This is a genomic window from Flavobacterium sp. DSP2-3-1 (genome assembly GCF_049896865.1).
GTDB lineage: Bacteria > Bacteroidota > Bacteroidia > Flavobacteriales > Flavobacteriaceae > Flavobacterium.
Map to the genome: position 1 here is coordinate 291,937 of NZ_JAFCVD010000001.1, position 17,489 is coordinate 309,425.

Sequence of the window (17,489 nt, forward strand, 5' to 3'; positions counted from 1 at the left end):
TTGCAATCTTTCTATTTTTAAAGAAAAAATAGAAAGGATTTTCACTGCCATCGGGGCTAAAAGATTTCGTATGGTGACAACTTTTTACGCTAAGCATATTTAGTTATCTAACAATACTGAAAGATTCAAAAACTTAGGATCAGCAATATAAAACTCTAAAAAATAGTATTATATTTACATTTTTTTTTACCAAAGTATTTTAAATCTAAACGCTTACAATTAAATTCAACTATTTATTAAAATGAAAAAAATAACGATACTGTCACTGTTTTTATGTGTTTTTTCTGTTTATTCTCAGATTCAAAAAGAAGTTTCCAGCGATTGGACTTCTTTTAACCAAACTATAGCCATTCAAACTGCCGTGTCAAAAAAGTTTAAAGTAATTGCCTCTGTAAAAGTGGAGTCCGAAGAACCTATGGCTTGGGCTGGGGTTTGGGCTAGAGTAGATACCAAAAATGAAGAAGATGGCTTTTTTGATAACATGAATGATAGACCAATTAAAGCAAAAGCTTGGCAATCCTATACTGTTGAAGGAATTATCGATGCTAATACTAAATCATTAAGTTTTGGTGGCTTGTGTTTATATAATGGAAAATTCTATTTCGATAAATTTGAATTGCTTATTGAAAATGAAAAAGGCATTTTTGAACCAATTACGGTTTTAAATGCCAGTTTTGAAACTCCTGTAAAGAATGGTGATATTCCAAAATGGGACTTAGGAATATCCAAAAACAAAATAGTCAAAGTAAAAGAATATAAAATTATATCTGATAAAAGTAACGTTGATGGAAAGTTGGGGTTATTGATCGAGGGAAGTGGTATAAAAATAAAAGAGACTGGAAAGATTGGTAATGTTGAAGGAGCTTCACCTCAAATTGGCGCAATGATTTCGATGCTTGAAGATTTAAAAGACCGTGTTGAAAACACAGTCAAAAATATGGATAAATACGAAATTGATTATTTACATGATGAAGAAGCTAATAGGATTGGGGCTTTGGTAATGCATTTAGCGGCAGCCGAGGCTTATTATCAAGTTGTAACCTTTGAAAACAGAGAATTTAACCCAGAAGAAAAGAAAAAATGGGGTTTGGCTTTAGATTTAGATAAGGGTGGTCGCAATGAGATAAAAGGGCATGACATACAGTATTATTTAGATCTATATAATGAAGTTAGAACAAAAACGATAACTGAGCTAAAAAAGAAAGATGATGCTTGGTTTGCTACAGAGCAAAAAAGATATGGTGTAACAAACCAGTATTGTTGGTTTCATGTTATGGAACACCAATCCAGTCATTTAGGGCAAATTTTATTTTTAAAGAAAAGGATTCCGCCGCAAATGGCAGTGGATTTACAACAAAAGATTAAAAACTAAAGTAATAAAATTTTATCAATAGTACGTCAATTAGGAAAGCCACGTTATTAATGTGGCTTTTTTCATCTTTACAAACGGAATTAATAAAGACTGTAAATTATGACAAAAGGACCCGAAAAAAATACCAAAAATAAGGCTTTACATACCAAATTGCTGAATCGGAAAAAGACTAAACTTCAAGAAGAAAAAAAAGAAAAAGCGATGCGTTTGAAAGCTTTAGTGACAAAAATGAATCAGAAAAAGACTAGTGACGAATAGAATGTCAATTGAATAGTAACGCTAATCAATCTGTGCTAATCTGTGCAATCCGTGGCTAAAAAAACATTTCGATTCCTCACTATTTTACCCGAAATTTGCAGCACATATTCAAATACAAAATAAATGGAATTCGGTAGAATAATTATTTCAGAAACAGCAATGAACAGTGAAAATCTCCAAGATGTAATTCACTCTAATATTTCAGTAATCAACTTAATGCGTGAGGAAGGCGTAAACGATGATTTGATTCACGAAGATGCCATAATGAGTTATTATTTAGATTATTACACATCACAATATACCGAAGGAAATTTTCCTCAATTTGTATACAATTCGGGTTGGGATAAGGAGCTAAACGAATTAATAGAAGAGGGTTTGGCTTTGATTGGCGCCGAAAAGCATTTGGACTTATTTCAACAGCAATCCAAAAAAGTAAAATTGATGAGCAGTGTTAAGCTTAATAAATTCCTGAAAGGGAAACTGGAAGGCGTAAATCCTATCCGAGATTTACTCAACAACGACGCTTTTTTCGAAATAGAAGAGAATTTGGTTACTTTGAATGCTAATTTCTTGAAAACCCACCCCGATTTTGAAGTGCTTTCTGTAGATGACATGTTTGCCGTCTTGGAAGAATTTGTGGGTCATGAGATAAAAAGAGACTAAACTAAGTCAAAAGTCTTAAAGGTATTTTCTATTGTACTCCATTGTCTTTTCAACATGATATTATATTTAAATTAAGGGTGACTAAATAAGGTTATTTCCTTAAGCTTGACTTTGTGACTTTATGACTTTCTACTTTGGACTAATTTTTTGTCCCATTTCTAGCAAACATTTCCTTAAATTTGCTACCATTATTATACAAGTTAGCGTTTAAAAAATCAGGATATGTTACAAATTGCATTTATTAGAGAGAATCAAGAAAAAGTAATCACCGCTTTGGCAAAGAGAAACATCGATGCTACAAGTGTTGTTGAAGAAGTGGTACAACTAGATGAAAAACGTCGCGCTACGCAAGTGGAGTTAGACGGAATTTTATCCGAATCTAATAAATTATCCAAAGATATTGGTGAATTGATGAAAGCTGGAGAGAAATCGAAAGCCTCAATTCTAAAGGAAAAAACAGTTTTATTGAAAGAGAAAAGCAAGAAATTATCTGAAAGTGCTGATGTACTTGCTGCTGAACTTTTGGAAAAATTATACACATTACCCAATCTTCCGGCAGATATTGTTCCTGCTGGGAAAACACCAGAGGAAAACCTAAACGTTTTTGAAGAAGGGGAGATTCCAGTTTTGCACGAAGGAGCGCAACCTCATTGGGAATTAGTAAAAAAATACGATATTATCGATTTTGAACTTGGAGTAAAAATTACTGGAGCAGGATTTCCGGTGTATAAAGGAAAAGGAGCCAAGTTGCAACGTGCTTTGATCAATTATTTTTTGGATAAAAATACCGCTGCAGGATACAATGAAGTTCAGGTTCCACACATGGTAAATGAAGCATCGGCTTATGGAACGGGACAATTGCCAGACAAAGAAGGGCAAATGTACCATGATAAAACCGATGATTTATATTTAATTCCAACGGCTGAAGTTCCGGTAACTAACTTGTTTCGTGATGTTATCTTAAACGAAAATGAATTGCCAGTTTTAACGACGGCGTACACGCCATGTTTCCGCAGAGAAGCAGGTTCTTATGGCGCGCATGTACGCGGATTAAACCGTTTGCATCAATTTGACAAAGTCGAGATTGTTCGTGTAGAACATCCAGATAAATCGTATGAAGCTTTGGACGGAATGGTGGAACACGTTAAAAATATTCTTCGAGAATTGAAATTACCATATCGAATATTGCGTCTTTGTGGTGGTGATATGGGTTTCACGGCAGCCTTGACCTATGATTTCGAAGTGTTTTCTACCGCGCAAGATCGCTGGTTGGAAATCAGTTCAGTTTCTAACTTTGAGACTTTTCAAGCAAATCGTTTGAAATTGCGTTTCAAAGATAAAGATGGAAAAAACCAATTGGCACACACCTTAAACGGAAGTGCACTAGCTTTGCCAAGAGTTTTGGCAGGAATTTTAGAAAACTATCAAAGTCCGGAAGGAATCGTAATCCCGGAAGTATTGCGTCAGTATTGCGGGTTTGATATTATAAATTAAACATAACATTACTGAAAAACATTTTGTTGATGAAAAGAATTACGGTGTTCTGTGGCTCCAGTTTTGGGAATGAAAAAAATCACGAGGTTCAAGCTATTTTGCTGGGACAGGTAATGGCTAAGAAGAACATCGATTTGGTTTATGGTGGCGCAAAAGTTGGTCTAATGGGTGCAGTTGCAGATGGTGTTTTGAGCGAAAACGGAAAAGTATTTGGTGTTTTACCCCGTTTTTTGATGTCTAAAGAGGTTGCTCACGATAATTTGACAGAATTAATTATTGTAGAAAGTATGCACGAAAGAAAAACCAGAATGAATGAATTAAGCGATGGCGTAATTGCATTGCCTGGTGGATTTGGAACTTTAGAGGAGTTTTTCGAAATGCTGACGTGGGGGCAACTCGGACTTCATAAGAAACCAATTGGGATTTTAAACGTTGATGGATTTTATGATTTATTATTGCAATTCATCCAAAAAATGGTCGACAGCGGTTTTTTAAAAGAAATCAATCAAAAGATGATTTTGGTTAGTGATAATGCGGAAGACTTATTGAGCAAAATGGAAAATTACACAGCGCCGGAGGTTGGAAAATGGATTAAAAAAGGAAATGAATAAAGACACGAATGTGTATTCAAAAACCTAAATCTGAATGAGAAAAACAGATAAAAAAATGAAAAAAATCGTTCTCTTAATACACCTGTTTTTATCGCTATTTGCGTTTGCTCAAAACGAACAATTGGCGCAGTATTATTATGATAAAGGCGATTTTGAGAAAGCGATAATCAGTTATGAAGAGTTGCTGCACGAGATTCCACAAAATTCACAGTATTTTTTAAGAATAATAGATTGTTCTCAGCAATTACAGCAGTTTGAAAGCGCCGAAAAAGCCATTCAACAACGACTTGAAAAATACAATCAAGGAAATCTTCTGGTAGAATTAGGATACAATTTTCAGTTGCAAAAAAATGAAGCTAAAGCCAAAATTTACTACGAACAGGCGTTAGACCGAATCAAAAAAAATCCAAATGATGTTTACGGAATTTCCAACGCTTTTGAGAGAAAAGTGTTGCTCGAATATGCGCTAAAATCGTATCAAACCGCTTCAGAACTTGATAAAAATTTTAATTTTAATTATCAAATTGGATTGCTTTACGGTCAATTATCCAATATGGAAATGATGATTTCTACGTTTCTGGATGAGGCATATGCCAATCCTCAAAATTCCATTAGAATCCAAAATCAGCTGGTTCGTTTTATGATGGATGAAGGTGACGCAAACTTCAATGAAATATTAAGAAAGGCGCTGATTGTAAGAACCCAAAAAAATCAAGATCTGTTTTGGAATCATTATTTGAGTTGGTTTTATGTCCAACAAAAAGAATTCGAAAAAGCATTTATTCAGGAAAAAGCCATTTATAAACGTAATTCAGAATCGCTTGCTAACATTGTAAATTTAGGGCAATTGGCAATTGAAGACGAGAATCAAGAAGCAGCTAAAGAAATTTTAAGTTTTGTATTGGAAAATACACAAGATTTGGAATTGCTTATCCAAGCGAATTCTTATTTGGTAACAATGAGAATTGAAAAAGCATCTGAAAAAGATTTTGCAGCCATCAGTACGTCATTAGACGGTTTGTTGAAACAGTTTGGGCTAAGTCCTTTTACCTTATCTTTGCAGCTGATTCAGGCACATTTCACGGCATTTAATTTAAAAAAACCTGAGGAAGGAAAGGCAATAGTCAAGCGAGCGCTGGAATTGCAATTGAATGATTATGAAGTGGCTAATGCCAAAATGGAACTGGCCGATATTTTGCTTTACGAAGAAAAATTCAATCAGGCTTTAATCTATTATTCGCAAATTGAATTGGATTTAAAAAATGATGTAATGGCGCATGAAGCCAGTTTGAAAGCCGCAAAAACCAGTTATTTCAAAACCGATTTTGCGTGGGCGTTGAAACAATTCAAGGAATTGAAATCAGCCAATACGCAGTTGATCGCCAATGATGCTTTAGAATATTTTTTGTTAATTAACGACAATACCGTAGCAGATTCGACACAAACAGCTTTGAAGCAATTTGCAAAAGGAGATTATCTGTTGTATCAAAACAGAAATCAGGAAGCTATAACACAGTTTCAATCGATTTTGAAAAACCACAAAGGACAAGAAATAGAAGCTGTGACCTTGTTGCGATTAGGAAAAATATATGAAAAGAAAGGCGATTTTGCTTTGGCTTTAAGCCAATACCAGACTATTATCGACCAACATAGCGACGGAATTTATATAGATGAAGCGTTGTATTTTTCTGCAGAAATTTATAACAAGCAATTGATTCCTGAAGAAGCGAAGCCGTTGTATGAAAAAGTATTGTTCCATCATCAGGACAGTATTTATTTTGTGGAAGCGAGGAAGAAATTCAGACAATTGCGAGGCGATACTAATTTATAAAAAAGGGTTAATTGGTTATTTGTTTATACGAATAACCAATTAAACAAATCAACGACTAAACATTTAAAAATGATACTATACAACGTTACCACAAACATACACGAAAGCGTTCACGATCAATGGATGATTTGGATGCAGCACAAGCATATTCCTGAAATTCTGGCTACAGGGAAATTCTCTTCCGCAAGAATGGTGCGGGTTTTAATTGAAGAAGAAATGGGCGGAGTGACCTATTCGGTTCAATATGCCACAGAGAGTAAAGAAACTTTGGAGAAATATTACCAGGAAGATGCACCGGCTTTTCGTGAAGAAGGATTGAAATTATTTGGAGATAAAATGCTGGCGTTTAGAACGGAATTGGAATTGATTGCTGATTATAAATAGTCATGGAACTCTATTTTCAAACCAAAGAAGAAAGCAACAGAAAACAATTGGAGGATTTTTTGAAATTGTCCAAAGCAGAACGTTTTTATCAATTTTTGCGTTTGATGGAAAAGGTTAATCAATTTCCAATGAAGTATAAAAAAGACAGTAATTCGAATTTTATTATTCAACTAAAAGCAAACTGATATGTTTCAAAAATGGGAAGAAAACATCAATCAATTTATTTCTATTGCCAATAAACATGAAGTAAGAATGTTAATGGTGGGCGGAGGTGCGGTAAATTTTCATGGATACCAGCGCCACTCCGCAGACGTCGATTTTTGGATAGAGACAACGGATGAAAACTTTAAAAAATTAGTAGCCGTTTTTAATGATATGGGATATGAAATTGATGATTTTCCAGAAAATGTAAAAAAACAAGAACAAAATATATCCGTTAAATTCTCTCCTGTAGACTTGGATTTAGAATTAATCACAAAATTTTCCGTAAACAAAACTTTTGCAGAAGCATTTAAAAATAGCGAGGAAGTAGAAGTGAATGACAATCTTTTTTTAAAATGGAATGTACTGTCATTGGAAGATTTAATAACAAGCAAAATTAAAGCAAACAGACCTAAGGATTTATTGGATATTCAGCAATTGCGAGAAATAAATAAAGACCAATAAAATTAGCTAAATAAAAAATACTGAAAATATTCAGCATAAACATGGAAAAAGTAACAGCCAAAAAACACCTCGGACAACATTTCTTGAAAGACGAAAGCATTGCAAAAGACATTGCTGACACCTTGAACTTAGAAGGATATGAGGATATATTAGAGATAGGTCCGGGAATGGGAGTTTTGACAAAATATTTGTTGGAGAAGCCAGTGAACACCTACGTTATTGAAATCGATTCGGAATCAGTGACGTATTTGGACCAAAATTATCCAAAATTAAAAGACAGAATCATATCTAAAGATTTTTTAAGGTATGATATTAATGAAACTTTTGAAGAAAAACAATTTGCTATAATTGGTAATTTTCCTTATAATATTTCGACACAAATTGTGTTCAGAACTTTGGAATACCGCGACCAGATCCCGGAATTTGCAGGAATGTTCCAGAAAGAAGTTGCGCAACGTATTTGTGAAAAAAAGGGAACAAAAGCGTATGGAATTCTATCGGTTTTAGTTCAGGCTTTTTATGATGCCGAATATTTATTTACAGTAGATGAGAATGTTTTTATTCCGCCGCCAAAGGTAAAATCAGGAGTTTTACGTTTGCGCAGGAAGAAAGATTACAGTTTGCCTTGCGGCGAAAAATTGTTTTTTACCGTAGTGAAAACGGCTTTTCAACAACGACGCAAAACGTTACGAAATAGTTTAAAAACCTTAAATTTGTCGGATAGTTTGAGAGAAGACGAAATTTTCAACCTTCGACCAGAACAATTAAATGTAGAACAGTTCATAGAACTTACCCAAAAAATAGAAGCCGATGGAGTTTAAAATCAGCAAAGAATTAATTCAGGAATTAGAGCAACTCATTCAAAATAAAAACGACCAACAACTGGAAGTATTATTGAATGACATGCACCATGCTGATATTGCTGAAATTCTCGATGAGCTTGATTTTAATGAAGCGACCTATATTTTTAAAGTTTTAGACAGTGAAAAAACCGCCGAAATTCTTCTTGAACTGGAAGATGATTTGCGGGAGAATATATTAAGCAGGCTTTCAGCAAAAGAGATTGCGGAAGAATTAGATGAGCTGGAAACGAATGATGCGGCCGATATTATTGCGGAGCTTTCTAAAGATTTGAAAGCCGAAGTAATATCAGAACTTCAAGATGTTGAGCATGCCAAAGATATTGTTGACTTATTGCGTTATGACGAAGATACCGCAGGTGGAATTATGCACAAGGAATTGGTTAAAGTCAATGAAAATTGGAATGTGCTTACTTGTGTAAAAGAAATGCGCATTCAGGCCGAAAATATTTCCAGAGTCCATTCGATTTATGTGGTGGACGATGAAGACCGACTGAAAGGACGTTTGTCGCTAAAGGACTTATTGACAACCTCTTCCAGAACACCAATTAATGATGTTTACATCCGAAAACTAAACTCCGTAAAAGTAGATACTGAAGATGTTGAGGTGGCCCGGATCATGCAAAAGTACGATTTAGAAGCTATTCCTGTCGTAGACGAAATGGGACGATTAGTAGGAAGAATTACTATTGATGACATTGTAGACGTAATAAAAGACGAAGCCGATCAGGATTATCAATTAGCGGCGGGTATTTCCCAAGACGTTGAAGCGGATGACAGCATCTTTGAACATACAAAAGCACGATTGCCTTGGCTGGTTTTGGCGCTTTTGGGCGGATTCATCACCGTAAGAGTGTTGGGGTTGTTTGAAGGAGCGATGCTTCTGCACGGAAATTTATTCTTTTTCACGCCACTTATTGCCGCTATGGCAGGAAACGTAGGGGTGCAATCTTCGGCAATTATTGTGCAGGGCTTGGCAAACAATTCATTGAGCGGATCCTTGTTTAATAGATTGATCAAAGAAGTTTCACTAAGTTTATTAAACGGAGTAATTCTGGCTACGATATTATTTTTAGGAAGTCATTTTCTGTTGAATGTCGAATTCATCATTGGGATTATTGTGACTATAGCATTAATGTCTGTAATTATAATTGCCTCGTTAATAGGAACTTTTATTCCGTTATTGCTGGATAAATTTGGAATTGACCCCGCGCTGGCAACCGGACCGTTCATTACAACGAGCAATGATATTTGCGGAATTCTGATTTATTTTTCGATAGCAAAAATGATTTTGGGGTTTTAAGAAAGAAACAAGAATAGAGAACAAAAAGGAAAGAAATTGTAAGGACAATTTTAAATCGTTATTTTAATTTTTTGTGAAGTAAAACGGAATAAAAAATAAGACTATAGACGATAGGAATCAAAAGTAAATTAGATTCTAATTTTTATAAAAGAATCTAAAAAATTCAATAAAAACTAACACTTTCCCATATTGGCTCCCTCTCCTTTGGAGAGGGTTGGGGAGAGGAAAACTACAACCAGCATGAAAGTACACATCATTGGCGGAGGAAATTTAGGCGTTTCTATCGCATTAGGACTATCAAAATTTTCACCAGAAAATCAAGTTACGATAACCCGAAGAAACACCTCCAGCATTCTGTATCTCGAAAAATCAGGTGCTACGGTTTCCACTAACAATACCCATCAGATTCAAGAAGCTGATGTTATTATTTTGACGATAAAACCGTACCAAGTAGATGCCGTTTTAGCCGAAATTCTCCCTGTAATTTCCAATAAAATTATCGCTTCGGCCGTGAGTGGATTATCAATCGAAAATTTACAAAACAAAATTGGTACCGCTAATAGTGCGATCCGAATCATGCCCAATATTGCGGCACAGTTTGGCGCATCAGCTACTTGTATTGCGTTTCATGAAAAAGACAAAGAAAAGGCTCAAGAAGTAGTTTCTCTTTTTCAGAGTTTGGGAACTGCTCCTATTATAGACGAAAAATTAATGGATGCTGCAACGGTCCTCGCGGCCAGCGGAACTGCTTTTGCATTGCGATACATTCGCGCTTCGATGCAAGCCGGAATCGAAATAGGATTTGACTGGCAAACTGCTTTAGCCATTTCTGCACAAACCGTAAAAGGCGCTGCCGAAATGCTTTTGGAAGAAAAAGTACACCCGGAACAGTTAATTGACCGTGTCACCACACCACAAGGTTGTACGATTGCGGGATTGAATGAAATGGAAATGCACGGATTCAGTTCGTCATTGATACGAGGAATTAAAACGTCCTTGAAACAAATTAAAGGTTAAGTGTCGTTTGGGCTGGTCCTGCTCCTCAAATTATTAGTTAAATAATGCGTGCCGGTCTGCCGTGCTGACCATGCAATCTTTAAAAGTCTAAAAAGAATTATCTATAAAACTCCAAATAGAAATTACTTCGCTGTTAATCAAGATTCTGAAAATTAGTATCTTGATTAACAGCTAAGCAATATTTTTTATTTGAAATAAGTTCGACCAACGGGTTAGTAAATTGCATTTTGACTATTGCCCGTTTCCTTAAACAAAAATTTAAGCCATAAGATTGCTTAAATCTTTTATTTTTTGGTAGTTTGCTTTTACAGCAGCATGTTGTTGTTTAATCATCACCAGTTGTTCCGCGGATAAATCTTCATCGTGACTTAACGCGTCATCGTAGGTTTCAAGGGCAGCTTCTTCTCCATATTCACATGAATTAATTATCGCTTTTCTGTCGCTACCTGTCATAGCAGATTTGATATCCATCCATACTCTAAATAATTTACCGGATGTAGTTGTTCCTTCTGTAGGTGTTCCACCTAATCTTTTTACTTCCGCAACAAGTTCTGATTTGCATTTTAGACTTGTTTCAGTAAAATGAGAAAACAATGTTTTCAAATCTGTTTCATCAGCCTCTTTTGAAGCAGTTTCGTAACCTATAATTCTATCGTTGTTGATTTGGATTAACGAATTTAACGTGTCAATTGCTTTATCAGTGTTCATCTTTTTGGTATTTATTAAGAGAATTAATTTTCACTTACACAAATATCAGTATACTCTACAATAAAACTTTTACACAATTTTTTTTTAAATTTGCAACATTCACACATTGTTAAGTATTTGACAAACAGAATGTAAGACATGCTGTAGTAAAAAGTTTTAATTGTGAATTCAATACATTTTAACTCGTATAATACTTTACATCAACAATCAAAAATCAGTAATCATTTTGTTTTTTTATTTAAATGTGGAAGTTGTAAAGTTTTGTTTTTCTTTTTTACTACTTTTAATTGTAAATTAATTTTATAAAATAAATCTTATATTTGAAAAAATTACCTGCTCCGCAAAATGCTCATCATACAAGCTGCTCAAATGTCTCTGAATTTACGTCTGCGGGAACTAAATTTTAAAATCAAAAAAAATGAACGAGAAAATTAAAGTACTTCAAATTATTCATCTTGCTATTTGCGCGGGAACAGTAATTGCCTATTTATTTATTGGACATCTTTCAATTGAAAGTTTAAAAATAGAGTTTATTGATTCCTCAAATTTGATATATTTTTCTATCCCAATTTTAGCTTTTTTTCTGAGCAATTTTTTATTTCAATTGCAACTTAAGCAATTTGACTTTAAACTAAAACCTGAAGAGAATCTGCCTATTTACCAGACCGCTTCAATTATTCGGTGGGCCATTCTTGAAGGTTCAGCCTTATTTATTTTGTTTTTAAAACAAGATTTATTGATACTTGGAATTTTGATAATAGTATATCTTTTATTTTTAAGACCAACAGAAAATAGAATTATTAGTGCGTTATCTAAAGCAATATAACTGCAATTAGGCTTTTTTACAAAGTGTTTATCATACAAGCTGCGCAAATATCTTTGACGTTGCGCAATTTTTTTACTAAAGCTTCATAAATATGAACATATCGTTTTCGTGTAAAACATTCAAATAAATCCTATATTTGAAAAAAAACTACCGTGAAAAAACTACTCTTATTAGCGCTTATTTTAATTTCAAGTTATACCGTAAATGCCCAGCAAAACAAACAAAAACAACTGCTCAGGCATGTGGTTATGTTTGGTTGGAAACCGGGAACAGATGCCGCAGCAATTGACAAAGTGGTAACTGCTTTTGGGAATTTGGAACATAAAATAAAATTAATCAAAGCCTATGAATGGGGAATCAATAACAGTCCTGAAAACCTAAATAGTGGTTTGACTCATTGTTTTGTTTTGACTTTTAAGAGTGAATCGGATAGAGATGCGTATTTGATTCATCCGGCTCATAAAGCTTTTATAGCTGTTTTAAGTCCGTCACCAGAGAAAGTCACCGTAGTTGATTATTGGGTTAATAAGTAAAAGGAAGATACAATCAGTATCATGGAGATAGCTTTTAAATAAACTAAAAAAGCCTCGTTTGCTGCTTCTTAAACGAGGCTTTTTTCTTGTAAAAATGGAGTTAGATTATATACTATTTGGTTATTTTTTTTGCTTTCCTGGATTTCAAACTAAATTTCAACCATAAGAAACCAACAGTTCCTGCAATAAAGGAAGCAATCAAAATTGCAATTTTAGAATAGATAATTACTTCTTCTCCGTCGTTTTTAAAAGCAAGCAAGGTTATGAAAATAGACATCGTGAAACCTATTCCGCCCAGCATTCCTGCGCCCAGAATACTGCTCCATCTTAGATCTCTTGGAAGCGTACAAATCCCTAAACTCACAGCAAGAAACGAAAACAACCATATCCCTAATGGTTTTCCAACCACGAGGCCTAGCATAATTCCAATCGTGTTGGGATGATTCAAGCCTTCATACCAATCTGATTTTATGGCAATACAAGTATTTGCTATAGCAAACAAAGGAAGAATAAAAAAGGCAACTGGTTTGTGTAAAAAATGCTGTAATCGGTACGAAGATGTTTTTTTGTCACCATTTCCAAACGGAATCACAAAGGCCAATAATACTCCGGTTATCGTCGCGTGAACCCCAGAATTTAACATGAAATACCACATCGCCGCTCCGCCAATCAAATAAGGAATCAGGCTGTGTACTTTTCTTCGGTTCAGGATAAACAAACCGCCCATAATGGCAAAAGCAATAAGCAAATTCATATAAGCAATCGTGTCTGTGTAAAATATGGCAATTACCACAATGGCACCTAAATCATCGATTACGGCAAGCGCAGTCAGAAACACTTTCAGTGATGTAGGCACGCGATTTCCTAAAAGGGACAGAATACCAATAGCAAATGCAATGTCGGTCGCCATAGGGATTCCGGCTCCATTTTGTGTACTAGTTCCAAAATTCAGCAGTAAAAAGATTCCTGCTGGGAAAACCATGCCGCCCAAGGCTCCAAAAATGGGTAAAGCCGCATTTTGAATACTGGATAATTCTCCTTGATACATTTCGCGTTCTAATTCTAAACCGATGAGAAGAAAGAATATAGCCATTAAACCATCATTAATCCAGTGCGTTATCGAATGGCTGCCAATATTGGTTTCCCAAAACGCAATGTAGCCGGTTTGAATTGGAGAATTGGCTAATAAAAGAGAGAGTATCGTAACAAAAAGTAATAATAGGCCACCTGCTTTTTCACTTTCAAAAAAAGCTTTGAATGTTTTTGTTAATTTCATTTTTTGGTTTTTATTTATTATGAGCATGAGGTCTATAATAAAAAATTCGGAAGGCTAATTTACAAATTACAACTTTAATCTCCGCTGTTAAAACAATAAACCGTAATTTTTTTGTTAATTTGAAGTATCAAAAACCGAACAATTATGGACATCAAAATCCTTCACATAGACAGCAATCATCCCGTACTTTGGGATCAATTACAGCATTCCGGATTTATAAATCACAGTGATTTCAATTCTTCAAAAGAACAAATCGAAGCTAAAATTCAAGACTATCAAGGGATTGTAATTCGGAGCCGATTCAAGATTGACAAAACATTTTTGGACAAAGCCACTAATTTGCAATTTATTGCGCGCGTGGGAGCAGGATTAGAGAGTATCGATTGTGAATATGCGACATCCAAAAACATCACGCTGATCGCGGCTCCGGAAGGAAACAGAAATGCGGTTGCCGAACATACATTGGGAATGATTTTGTCACTTTTTAATAAATTAAACCAAGCCGACAGCGAGATACGTACAGGACACTGGAACCGGGAAAGCAATCGCGGTCATGAACTCGACGGTAAAACGGTGGGAATTATTGGTTACGGAAACATGGGAAAATCTTTTGCAAAAAAACTTCGTGGTTTTGATGTCAAAGTGTTGTGTTACGATATTAAGGAAAATGTAGGTGATGCTAATGCGAAGCAACTTTCACTAGCAGAATTTCAGCAAAAAGTGGATGTCGTAAGTTTGCATATTCCGTGGACTCCCGAAACGGATAAAATGGTTGACAGTGATTTTATCAATGGATTTACTAAACCCTTTTGGATTATAAATACATCTCGCGGTAAGAATATTGTTACTGCCGATTTGGTTGCGGCCATGCAATCTGATAAAATTCTCGGTGCTGGTTTGGATGTTTTGGAATACGAGAAATTGTCTTTCGAGACTCTTTTTAATGATAACCACACCCCAGAAGCTTTTCAATATTTGTTGAAAGCCAAGAATGTAATTTTGACGCCGCATGTTGCCGGTTGGACATTTGAAAGTCACCAGCGATTGGCTCAAGTAATTGTAGATAAGATAAAAACTAAATATTTCGGTAAAGCCAAAGATGTAGAGCCGGAGCAACGCGTGACAGGAATTGGCGGTTTCTTTTTTAAATCAAAAAATTCAAAAGAACTGGTTGCTTGGTATGCAAAACACTTGGGTTTAAAAACCGATCAATATGGTGCTACTTTCTGGTGGAAAGACAAAGAGGGTAATGATTGTTCTACACAGTGGTCGCCATTTGTGGAGGACACCACTTATTTTGCACCAAGTGAGAAACAATTCATGCAAAATTTCCGAGTGCATGATTTAGAGAATTTATTAAAAAAATTATCGGATGAGGGTGTAACAATTGTGGGTGATATGGAGTCTTATGAGTATGGAAAATTTGGTTGGATTCTGGATAGCGAGGGAAATAAGATCGAACTTTGGGAACCAACAGATAAAGCATTTCAATAAAATTTTATATTTTTAACCGCTGAAAAACAAGCTAATACCAATAATTTATGGAAAACTTGAAAAATGAAGAATGGAATAATCCGCTTCCAGTACGACAAAACAACAAGAGACTTGCGGCAGGGCTGCTTGCTATTCTTTTAGGACCTTTAGCGATTCACAAATTTTTTTTAGGTTACACTACAGTAGGGATTATTTGGTTAGTAATTAGTTTATGCACTTGTGGAACCGTAACCGGTTTATTGGGACTTATTGAAGGAATAATTTATTTAACAAAATCTGACGAAGAGTTTTACCAAACGTATCAAGTTGGTAAAAAAGCATGGTTTTAATACATAAAAAATCCCGAATAAGTTCGGGATTTTTTTTATAAACAGGCATTCTGCAGTCAATCTTCTTTCTCGCTCAGTTTGCGTTCCAATTCAGCCTGAAACTCTTCCATTACCGGTTTCATAGTGCTTTCCGGAATATCTGCAATTCGGATGTACATCAATCCATCAACGGCATTATTAAATAACGGATCCACATTAAAAGCGACCACCTTCGCGTTTTGTTTGATGTATTTTTTGATCAAAACCGGCAAACGCAAACTTCCTGGTTCGAGCTCATCAATAATTTTATCAAACTTATTTAAATCGGATTCAGCTTCATCAAAAATGAAATCTTTATCGGCATCCTTCAGTTTGACCTTGTACGCTTTCTTCGGATGAATGTATTGCGCAATATACGGATCGTAATAATTAGACTTCATGAATTCAATCATCAGTGATTTCGAAAAATCAGAAAATTGGTTGCTGATACTCACGCCTCCCAATAAAAATTTATGTTCCGGATAGCGTAAAGTGGTATGCATAATTCCTTTCCAAAGCAAGAAAAGCGGCATTGGTTTTTGTTGGTATTCTTTGATGATAAAGGCGCGCCCCATTTCTATGGATTTGTGCATCATATCATGTAATTCTGGTTCAAATCGGAAGAGATCATTGAGGTAAAAACCATTTATTCCGTATTTCGGATAAATTTCTGAACCCAATCCCATTCGGTAGGCACCGGCAATTTTATTGGCTTCATTATCCCATAAAAACAGGTGGTGGTAATATTGATCGTGCTTGTCTAAATCAATAGACTCATTAGTTCCTTCGCCAACTTCTCTAAAAGTTATTTCTCGAAGGCGGCCAATTTCATGCAGAATATTGGGTATTTTTTTTGCTTCGGCGAGAAACACTTCGTAATTTTTACTTTGTAAAAGACGACAATCCGTACTTCGCAATGCATCCACTTCCTTCGTCATTTTGTCCTGATTGGCGGGAGTGACAATTTTCTTCGGACTTTTAAGAATTTTTAAAGTAGGTGTTGGCAAAAAAGTGCTTTCTTTTTCAAAAGGATTTGCCAGCATGTACGTTTTCTTTCGTAAAAACTCTGAATATTCCTCTAGCGTAGTATGTTCGTTTTGTTCGCTTACTGAAATCGGTTTCCCAATGCGCACTTTTATCACACGATGTTTCTGGCTAAACACTTCTGACGGTAGTTTTGCGGTTCTAAATGTCCCGCTGATTTTAGAAAGCAAATAAAATAACCGACTGTTTTTAGCATGAAAATAAATGGGAACGACAGGAACTTGGGCTTTTCGGATTACTTTAATAGCGCCTTCTTCCCAAGGTTTATCTACCATTAATTTTCCGTCTTTATAGGTTGAAACTTCTCCTGCAGGGAAAATACCTAACGGTTTTCCGTCACTCAAATGGCGAAAAGTTTCTTTTATTCCTACCACACTCGATTTAGTATCCTTATGATTTTCAAAAGGATTCACCGGCATGATGTATTTTTTGAGCGGTTCAATGCGATGCAAAAGGAAATTAGCGATAATTTTGAAATTTGGTTCTCTTTCCAGCATCAATTTTAATAACAGAACTCCGTCAATTCCTCCTAACGGATGATTTGAAATGGTGATATACGCACCTTCTTTTGGCAATCGTTTTAAATCCTCTTCAGGTATTTCAAATTTTATTTGTAAATCATCTAGAATTCCATTTAAAAAGGCAACATCCTGAAGATGTTTATTTCTGTCATATACTTTATTTAAGGTAGAGATTTTTAGCGCCTTCATCAGCATCCAGCCGGAAAAAGTACCTAAAACTCCGTACTTATCTGCATTTATTGCTTTTGCAACTTCTTTCGCGGTTACTAAACCCATGTATT

18 protein-coding genes and 1 pseudogene are annotated in these 17,489 nt (G+C 35.2%); 16 read left to right on the plus strand and 3 right to left on the minus strand.

The window, feature by feature from the left end:
* Positions 1-241: 241 nt before the first annotated feature.
* The 12 genes from ACP7AT_RS01400 to proC all read left to right on the plus strand — a co-directional run bounded on the left by ACP7AT_RS01400 (position 242) and on the right by proC (position 10,459).
* Positions 242-1,372: a DinB family protein gene (locus ACP7AT_RS01400; RefSeq protein ID WP_426062576.1), complete on the plus strand. Its 1,131-nt coding sequence runs from the start codon at positions 242-244 to the stop codon at positions 1,370-1,372.
* A 99-nt stretch (positions 1,373-1,471) separates the two neighbouring features.
* Positions 1,472-1,630, plus strand: a complete 159-nt coding sequence (locus tag ACP7AT_RS01405) for a hypothetical protein (RefSeq protein ID WP_426062577.1) — start codon at positions 1,472-1,474, stop codon at positions 1,628-1,630.
* Between the two features lie 123 nt (positions 1,631-1,753).
* Complete coding sequence (locus ACP7AT_RS01410; protein ID WP_426062578.1) at positions 1,754-2,293, plus strand: DMP19 family protein; 540 nt, start codon at positions 1,754-1,756, stop codon at positions 2,291-2,293.
* 222 nt (positions 2,294-2,515) lie between these two features.
* Positions 2,516-3,787 carry a serine--tRNA ligase gene (serS, locus tag ACP7AT_RS01415; RefSeq protein ID WP_426062579.1) on the plus strand — a complete coding sequence of 424 codons (1,272 nt, stop codon included), beginning with the start codon at positions 2,516-2,518 and terminating at the stop codon, positions 3,785-3,787.
* A gap of 29 nt (positions 3,788-3,816) precedes the next feature.
* On the plus strand, positions 3,817-4,398 hold the full coding sequence (locus ACP7AT_RS01420; RefSeq protein WP_426062580.1) for a TIGR00730 family Rossman fold protein: 582 nt from the start codon (positions 3,817-3,819) through the stop codon (positions 4,396-4,398).
* Positions 4,399-4,453: 55 nt separating this feature from the next.
* Positions 4,454-6,229, plus strand: a complete 1,776-nt coding sequence (locus ACP7AT_RS01425) for a tetratricopeptide repeat protein (RefSeq protein ID WP_426062581.1) — start codon at positions 4,454-4,456, stop codon at positions 6,227-6,229.
* Positions 6,230-6,298: 69 nt separating this feature from the next.
* Positions 6,299-6,613: a DUF4286 family protein gene (locus ACP7AT_RS01430; protein ID WP_426062582.1), complete on the plus strand. Its 315-nt coding sequence runs from the start codon at positions 6,299-6,301 to the stop codon at positions 6,611-6,613.
* Positions 6,614-6,615: 2 nt separating this feature from the next.
* Complete coding sequence (locus tag ACP7AT_RS01435) at positions 6,616-6,798, plus strand: hypothetical protein (RefSeq protein WP_426062583.1); 183 nt, start codon at positions 6,616-6,618, stop codon at positions 6,796-6,798.
* Between the two features lies 1 nt (position 6,799).
* Entirely contained in the window at positions 6,800-7,279 is a 480-nt protein-coding gene (locus tag ACP7AT_RS01440; RefSeq protein WP_426062584.1) for a nucleotidyl transferase AbiEii/AbiGii toxin family protein, read from the plus strand.
* A gap of 41 nt (positions 7,280-7,320) precedes the next feature.
* On the plus strand, positions 7,321-8,100 hold the full coding sequence (gene rsmA / locus ACP7AT_RS01445; RefSeq protein ID WP_426062585.1) for a 16S rRNA (adenine(1518)-N(6)/adenine(1519)-N(6))-dimethyltransferase RsmA: 780 nt from the start codon (positions 7,321-7,323) through the stop codon (positions 8,098-8,100).
* Entirely contained in the window at positions 8,090-9,442 is a 1,353-nt protein-coding gene (gene mgtE / locus ACP7AT_RS01450) for a magnesium transporter (RefSeq protein WP_426062586.1), read from the plus strand. The genes rsmA and mgtE overlap by 11 nt, the downstream gene beginning before the upstream one ends.
* 240 nt (positions 9,443-9,682) lie before the next feature.
* Complete coding sequence (gene proC / locus ACP7AT_RS01455; RefSeq protein WP_426062587.1) at positions 9,683-10,459, plus strand: pyrroline-5-carboxylate reductase; 777 nt, start codon at positions 9,683-9,685, stop codon at positions 10,457-10,459.
* A 258-nt stretch (positions 10,460-10,717) separates the two neighbouring features.
* On the opposite strand, the gene ACP7AT_RS01460 is transcribed toward proC, so the two are convergent.
* Complete coding sequence (locus tag ACP7AT_RS01460; RefSeq protein ID WP_426062588.1) at positions 10,718-11,167, minus strand: PA2169 family four-helix-bundle protein; 450 nt, start codon at positions 11,165-11,167, stop codon at positions 10,718-10,720.
* 418 nt (positions 11,168-11,585) lie between these two features.
* Here ACP7AT_RS01460 and ACP7AT_RS01465 point away from each other — a divergent pair, with 418 nt between their 5' ends.
* Entirely contained in the window at positions 11,586-11,993 is a 408-nt protein-coding gene (locus ACP7AT_RS01465) for an MFS transporter (RefSeq protein WP_426062589.1), read from the plus strand.
* 152 nt (positions 11,994-12,145) lie between these two features.
* The gene (locus ACP7AT_RS01470) at positions 12,146-12,526 is read left to right on the plus strand and encodes a Dabb family protein (protein WP_426062590.1); all 381 of its coding nucleotides are present in this window, start codon (positions 12,146-12,148) and stop codon (positions 12,524-12,526) included.
* Positions 12,527-12,638: 112 nt separating this feature from the next.
* Here the strand turns inward: ACP7AT_RS01470 and nhaA are convergent, their stop codons facing one another.
* A complete protein-coding gene (nhaA, locus tag ACP7AT_RS01475; protein ID WP_426062591.1) occupies positions 12,639-13,802 on the minus strand; it encodes a Na+/H+ antiporter NhaA in 1,164 nt (387 codons plus the stop codon).
* Positions 13,803-13,946: 144 nt separating this feature from the next.
* Between nhaA and ACP7AT_RS01480 the strand changes: the two are divergent.
* Together ACP7AT_RS01480 and ACP7AT_RS01485 are read left to right on the plus strand one after the other, a co-directional pair.
* A pseudogene (locus tag ACP7AT_RS01480) lies at positions 13,947-14,885 on the plus strand (2-hydroxyacid dehydrogenase); the annotation flags it as partial.
* Positions 14,886-15,343: 458 nt separating this feature from the next.
* Complete coding sequence (locus ACP7AT_RS01485; protein WP_426062592.1) at positions 15,344-15,625, plus strand: TM2 domain-containing protein; 282 nt, start codon at positions 15,344-15,346, stop codon at positions 15,623-15,625.
* Between the two features lie 56 nt (positions 15,626-15,681).
* Here the strand turns inward: ACP7AT_RS01485 and ACP7AT_RS01490 are convergent, their stop codons facing one another.
* Entirely contained in the window at positions 15,682-17,484 is a 1,803-nt protein-coding gene (locus tag ACP7AT_RS01490) for a GNAT family N-acyltransferase (protein ID WP_426062593.1), read from the minus strand.
* Between the last annotated feature and the right edge of the window lie 5 nt (positions 17,485-17,489).

Bases quoted from the DNA above. Each gene is read 5' to 3' on its own strand.
- ACP7AT_RS01490 (WP_426062593.1), bottom strand. From the start codon at position 17,484: ATGGGTTTAGTAACCGCGAAAGAAGTTGCAAAAGCAATAAATGCAGAT.
- ACP7AT_RS01410 (WP_426062578.1), top strand. From the start codon at position 1,754: ATGGAATTCGGTAGAATAATTATTTCAGAAACAGCAATGAACAGTGAA.
- ACP7AT_RS01420 (WP_426062580.1), top strand. From the start codon at position 3,817: ATGAAAAGAATTACGGTGTTCTGTGGCTCCAGTTTTGGGAATGAAAAA.
- ACP7AT_RS01430 (WP_426062582.1), top strand. From the start codon at position 6,299: ATGATACTATACAACGTTACCACAAACATACACGAAAGCGTTCACGAT.
- ACP7AT_RS01405 (WP_426062577.1), top strand. From the start codon at position 1,472: ATGACAAAAGGACCCGAAAAAAATACCAAAAATAAGGCTTTACATACC.
- nhaA (WP_426062591.1), bottom strand. From the start codon at position 13,802: ATGAAATTAACAAAAACATTCAAAGCTTTTTTTGAAAGTGAAAAAGCA.
- ACP7AT_RS01435 (WP_426062583.1), top strand. From the start codon at position 6,616: ATGGAACTCTATTTTCAAACCAAAGAAGAAAGCAACAGAAAACAATTG.
- ACP7AT_RS01425 (WP_426062581.1), top strand. From the start codon at position 4,454: ATGAAAAAAATCGTTCTCTTAATACACCTGTTTTTATCGCTATTTGCG.
- ACP7AT_RS01485 (WP_426062592.1), top strand. From the start codon at position 15,344: ATGGAAAACTTGAAAAATGAAGAATGGAATAATCCGCTTCCAGTACGA.
- rsmA (WP_426062585.1), top strand. From the start codon at position 7,321: ATGGAAAAAGTAACAGCCAAAAAACACCTCGGACAACATTTCTTGAAA.
- serS (WP_426062579.1), top strand. From the start codon at position 2,516: ATGTTACAAATTGCATTTATTAGAGAGAATCAAGAAAAAGTAATCACC.
- ACP7AT_RS01465 (WP_426062589.1), top strand. From the start codon at position 11,586: ATGAACGAGAAAATTAAAGTACTTCAAATTATTCATCTTGCTATTTGC.
- proC (WP_426062587.1), top strand. From the start codon at position 9,683: ATGAAAGTACACATCATTGGCGGAGGAAATTTAGGCGTTTCTATCGCA.
- mgtE (WP_426062586.1), top strand. From the start codon at position 8,090: ATGGAGTTTAAAATCAGCAAAGAATTAATTCAGGAATTAGAGCAACTC.
- ACP7AT_RS01400 (WP_426062576.1), top strand. From the start codon at position 242: ATGAAAAAAATAACGATACTGTCACTGTTTTTATGTGTTTTTTCTGTT.
- ACP7AT_RS01460 (WP_426062588.1), bottom strand. From the start codon at position 11,167: ATGAACACTGATAAAGCAATTGACACGTTAAATTCGTTAATCCAAATC.
- ACP7AT_RS01440 (WP_426062584.1), top strand. From the start codon at position 6,800: ATGTTTCAAAAATGGGAAGAAAACATCAATCAATTTATTTCTATTGCC.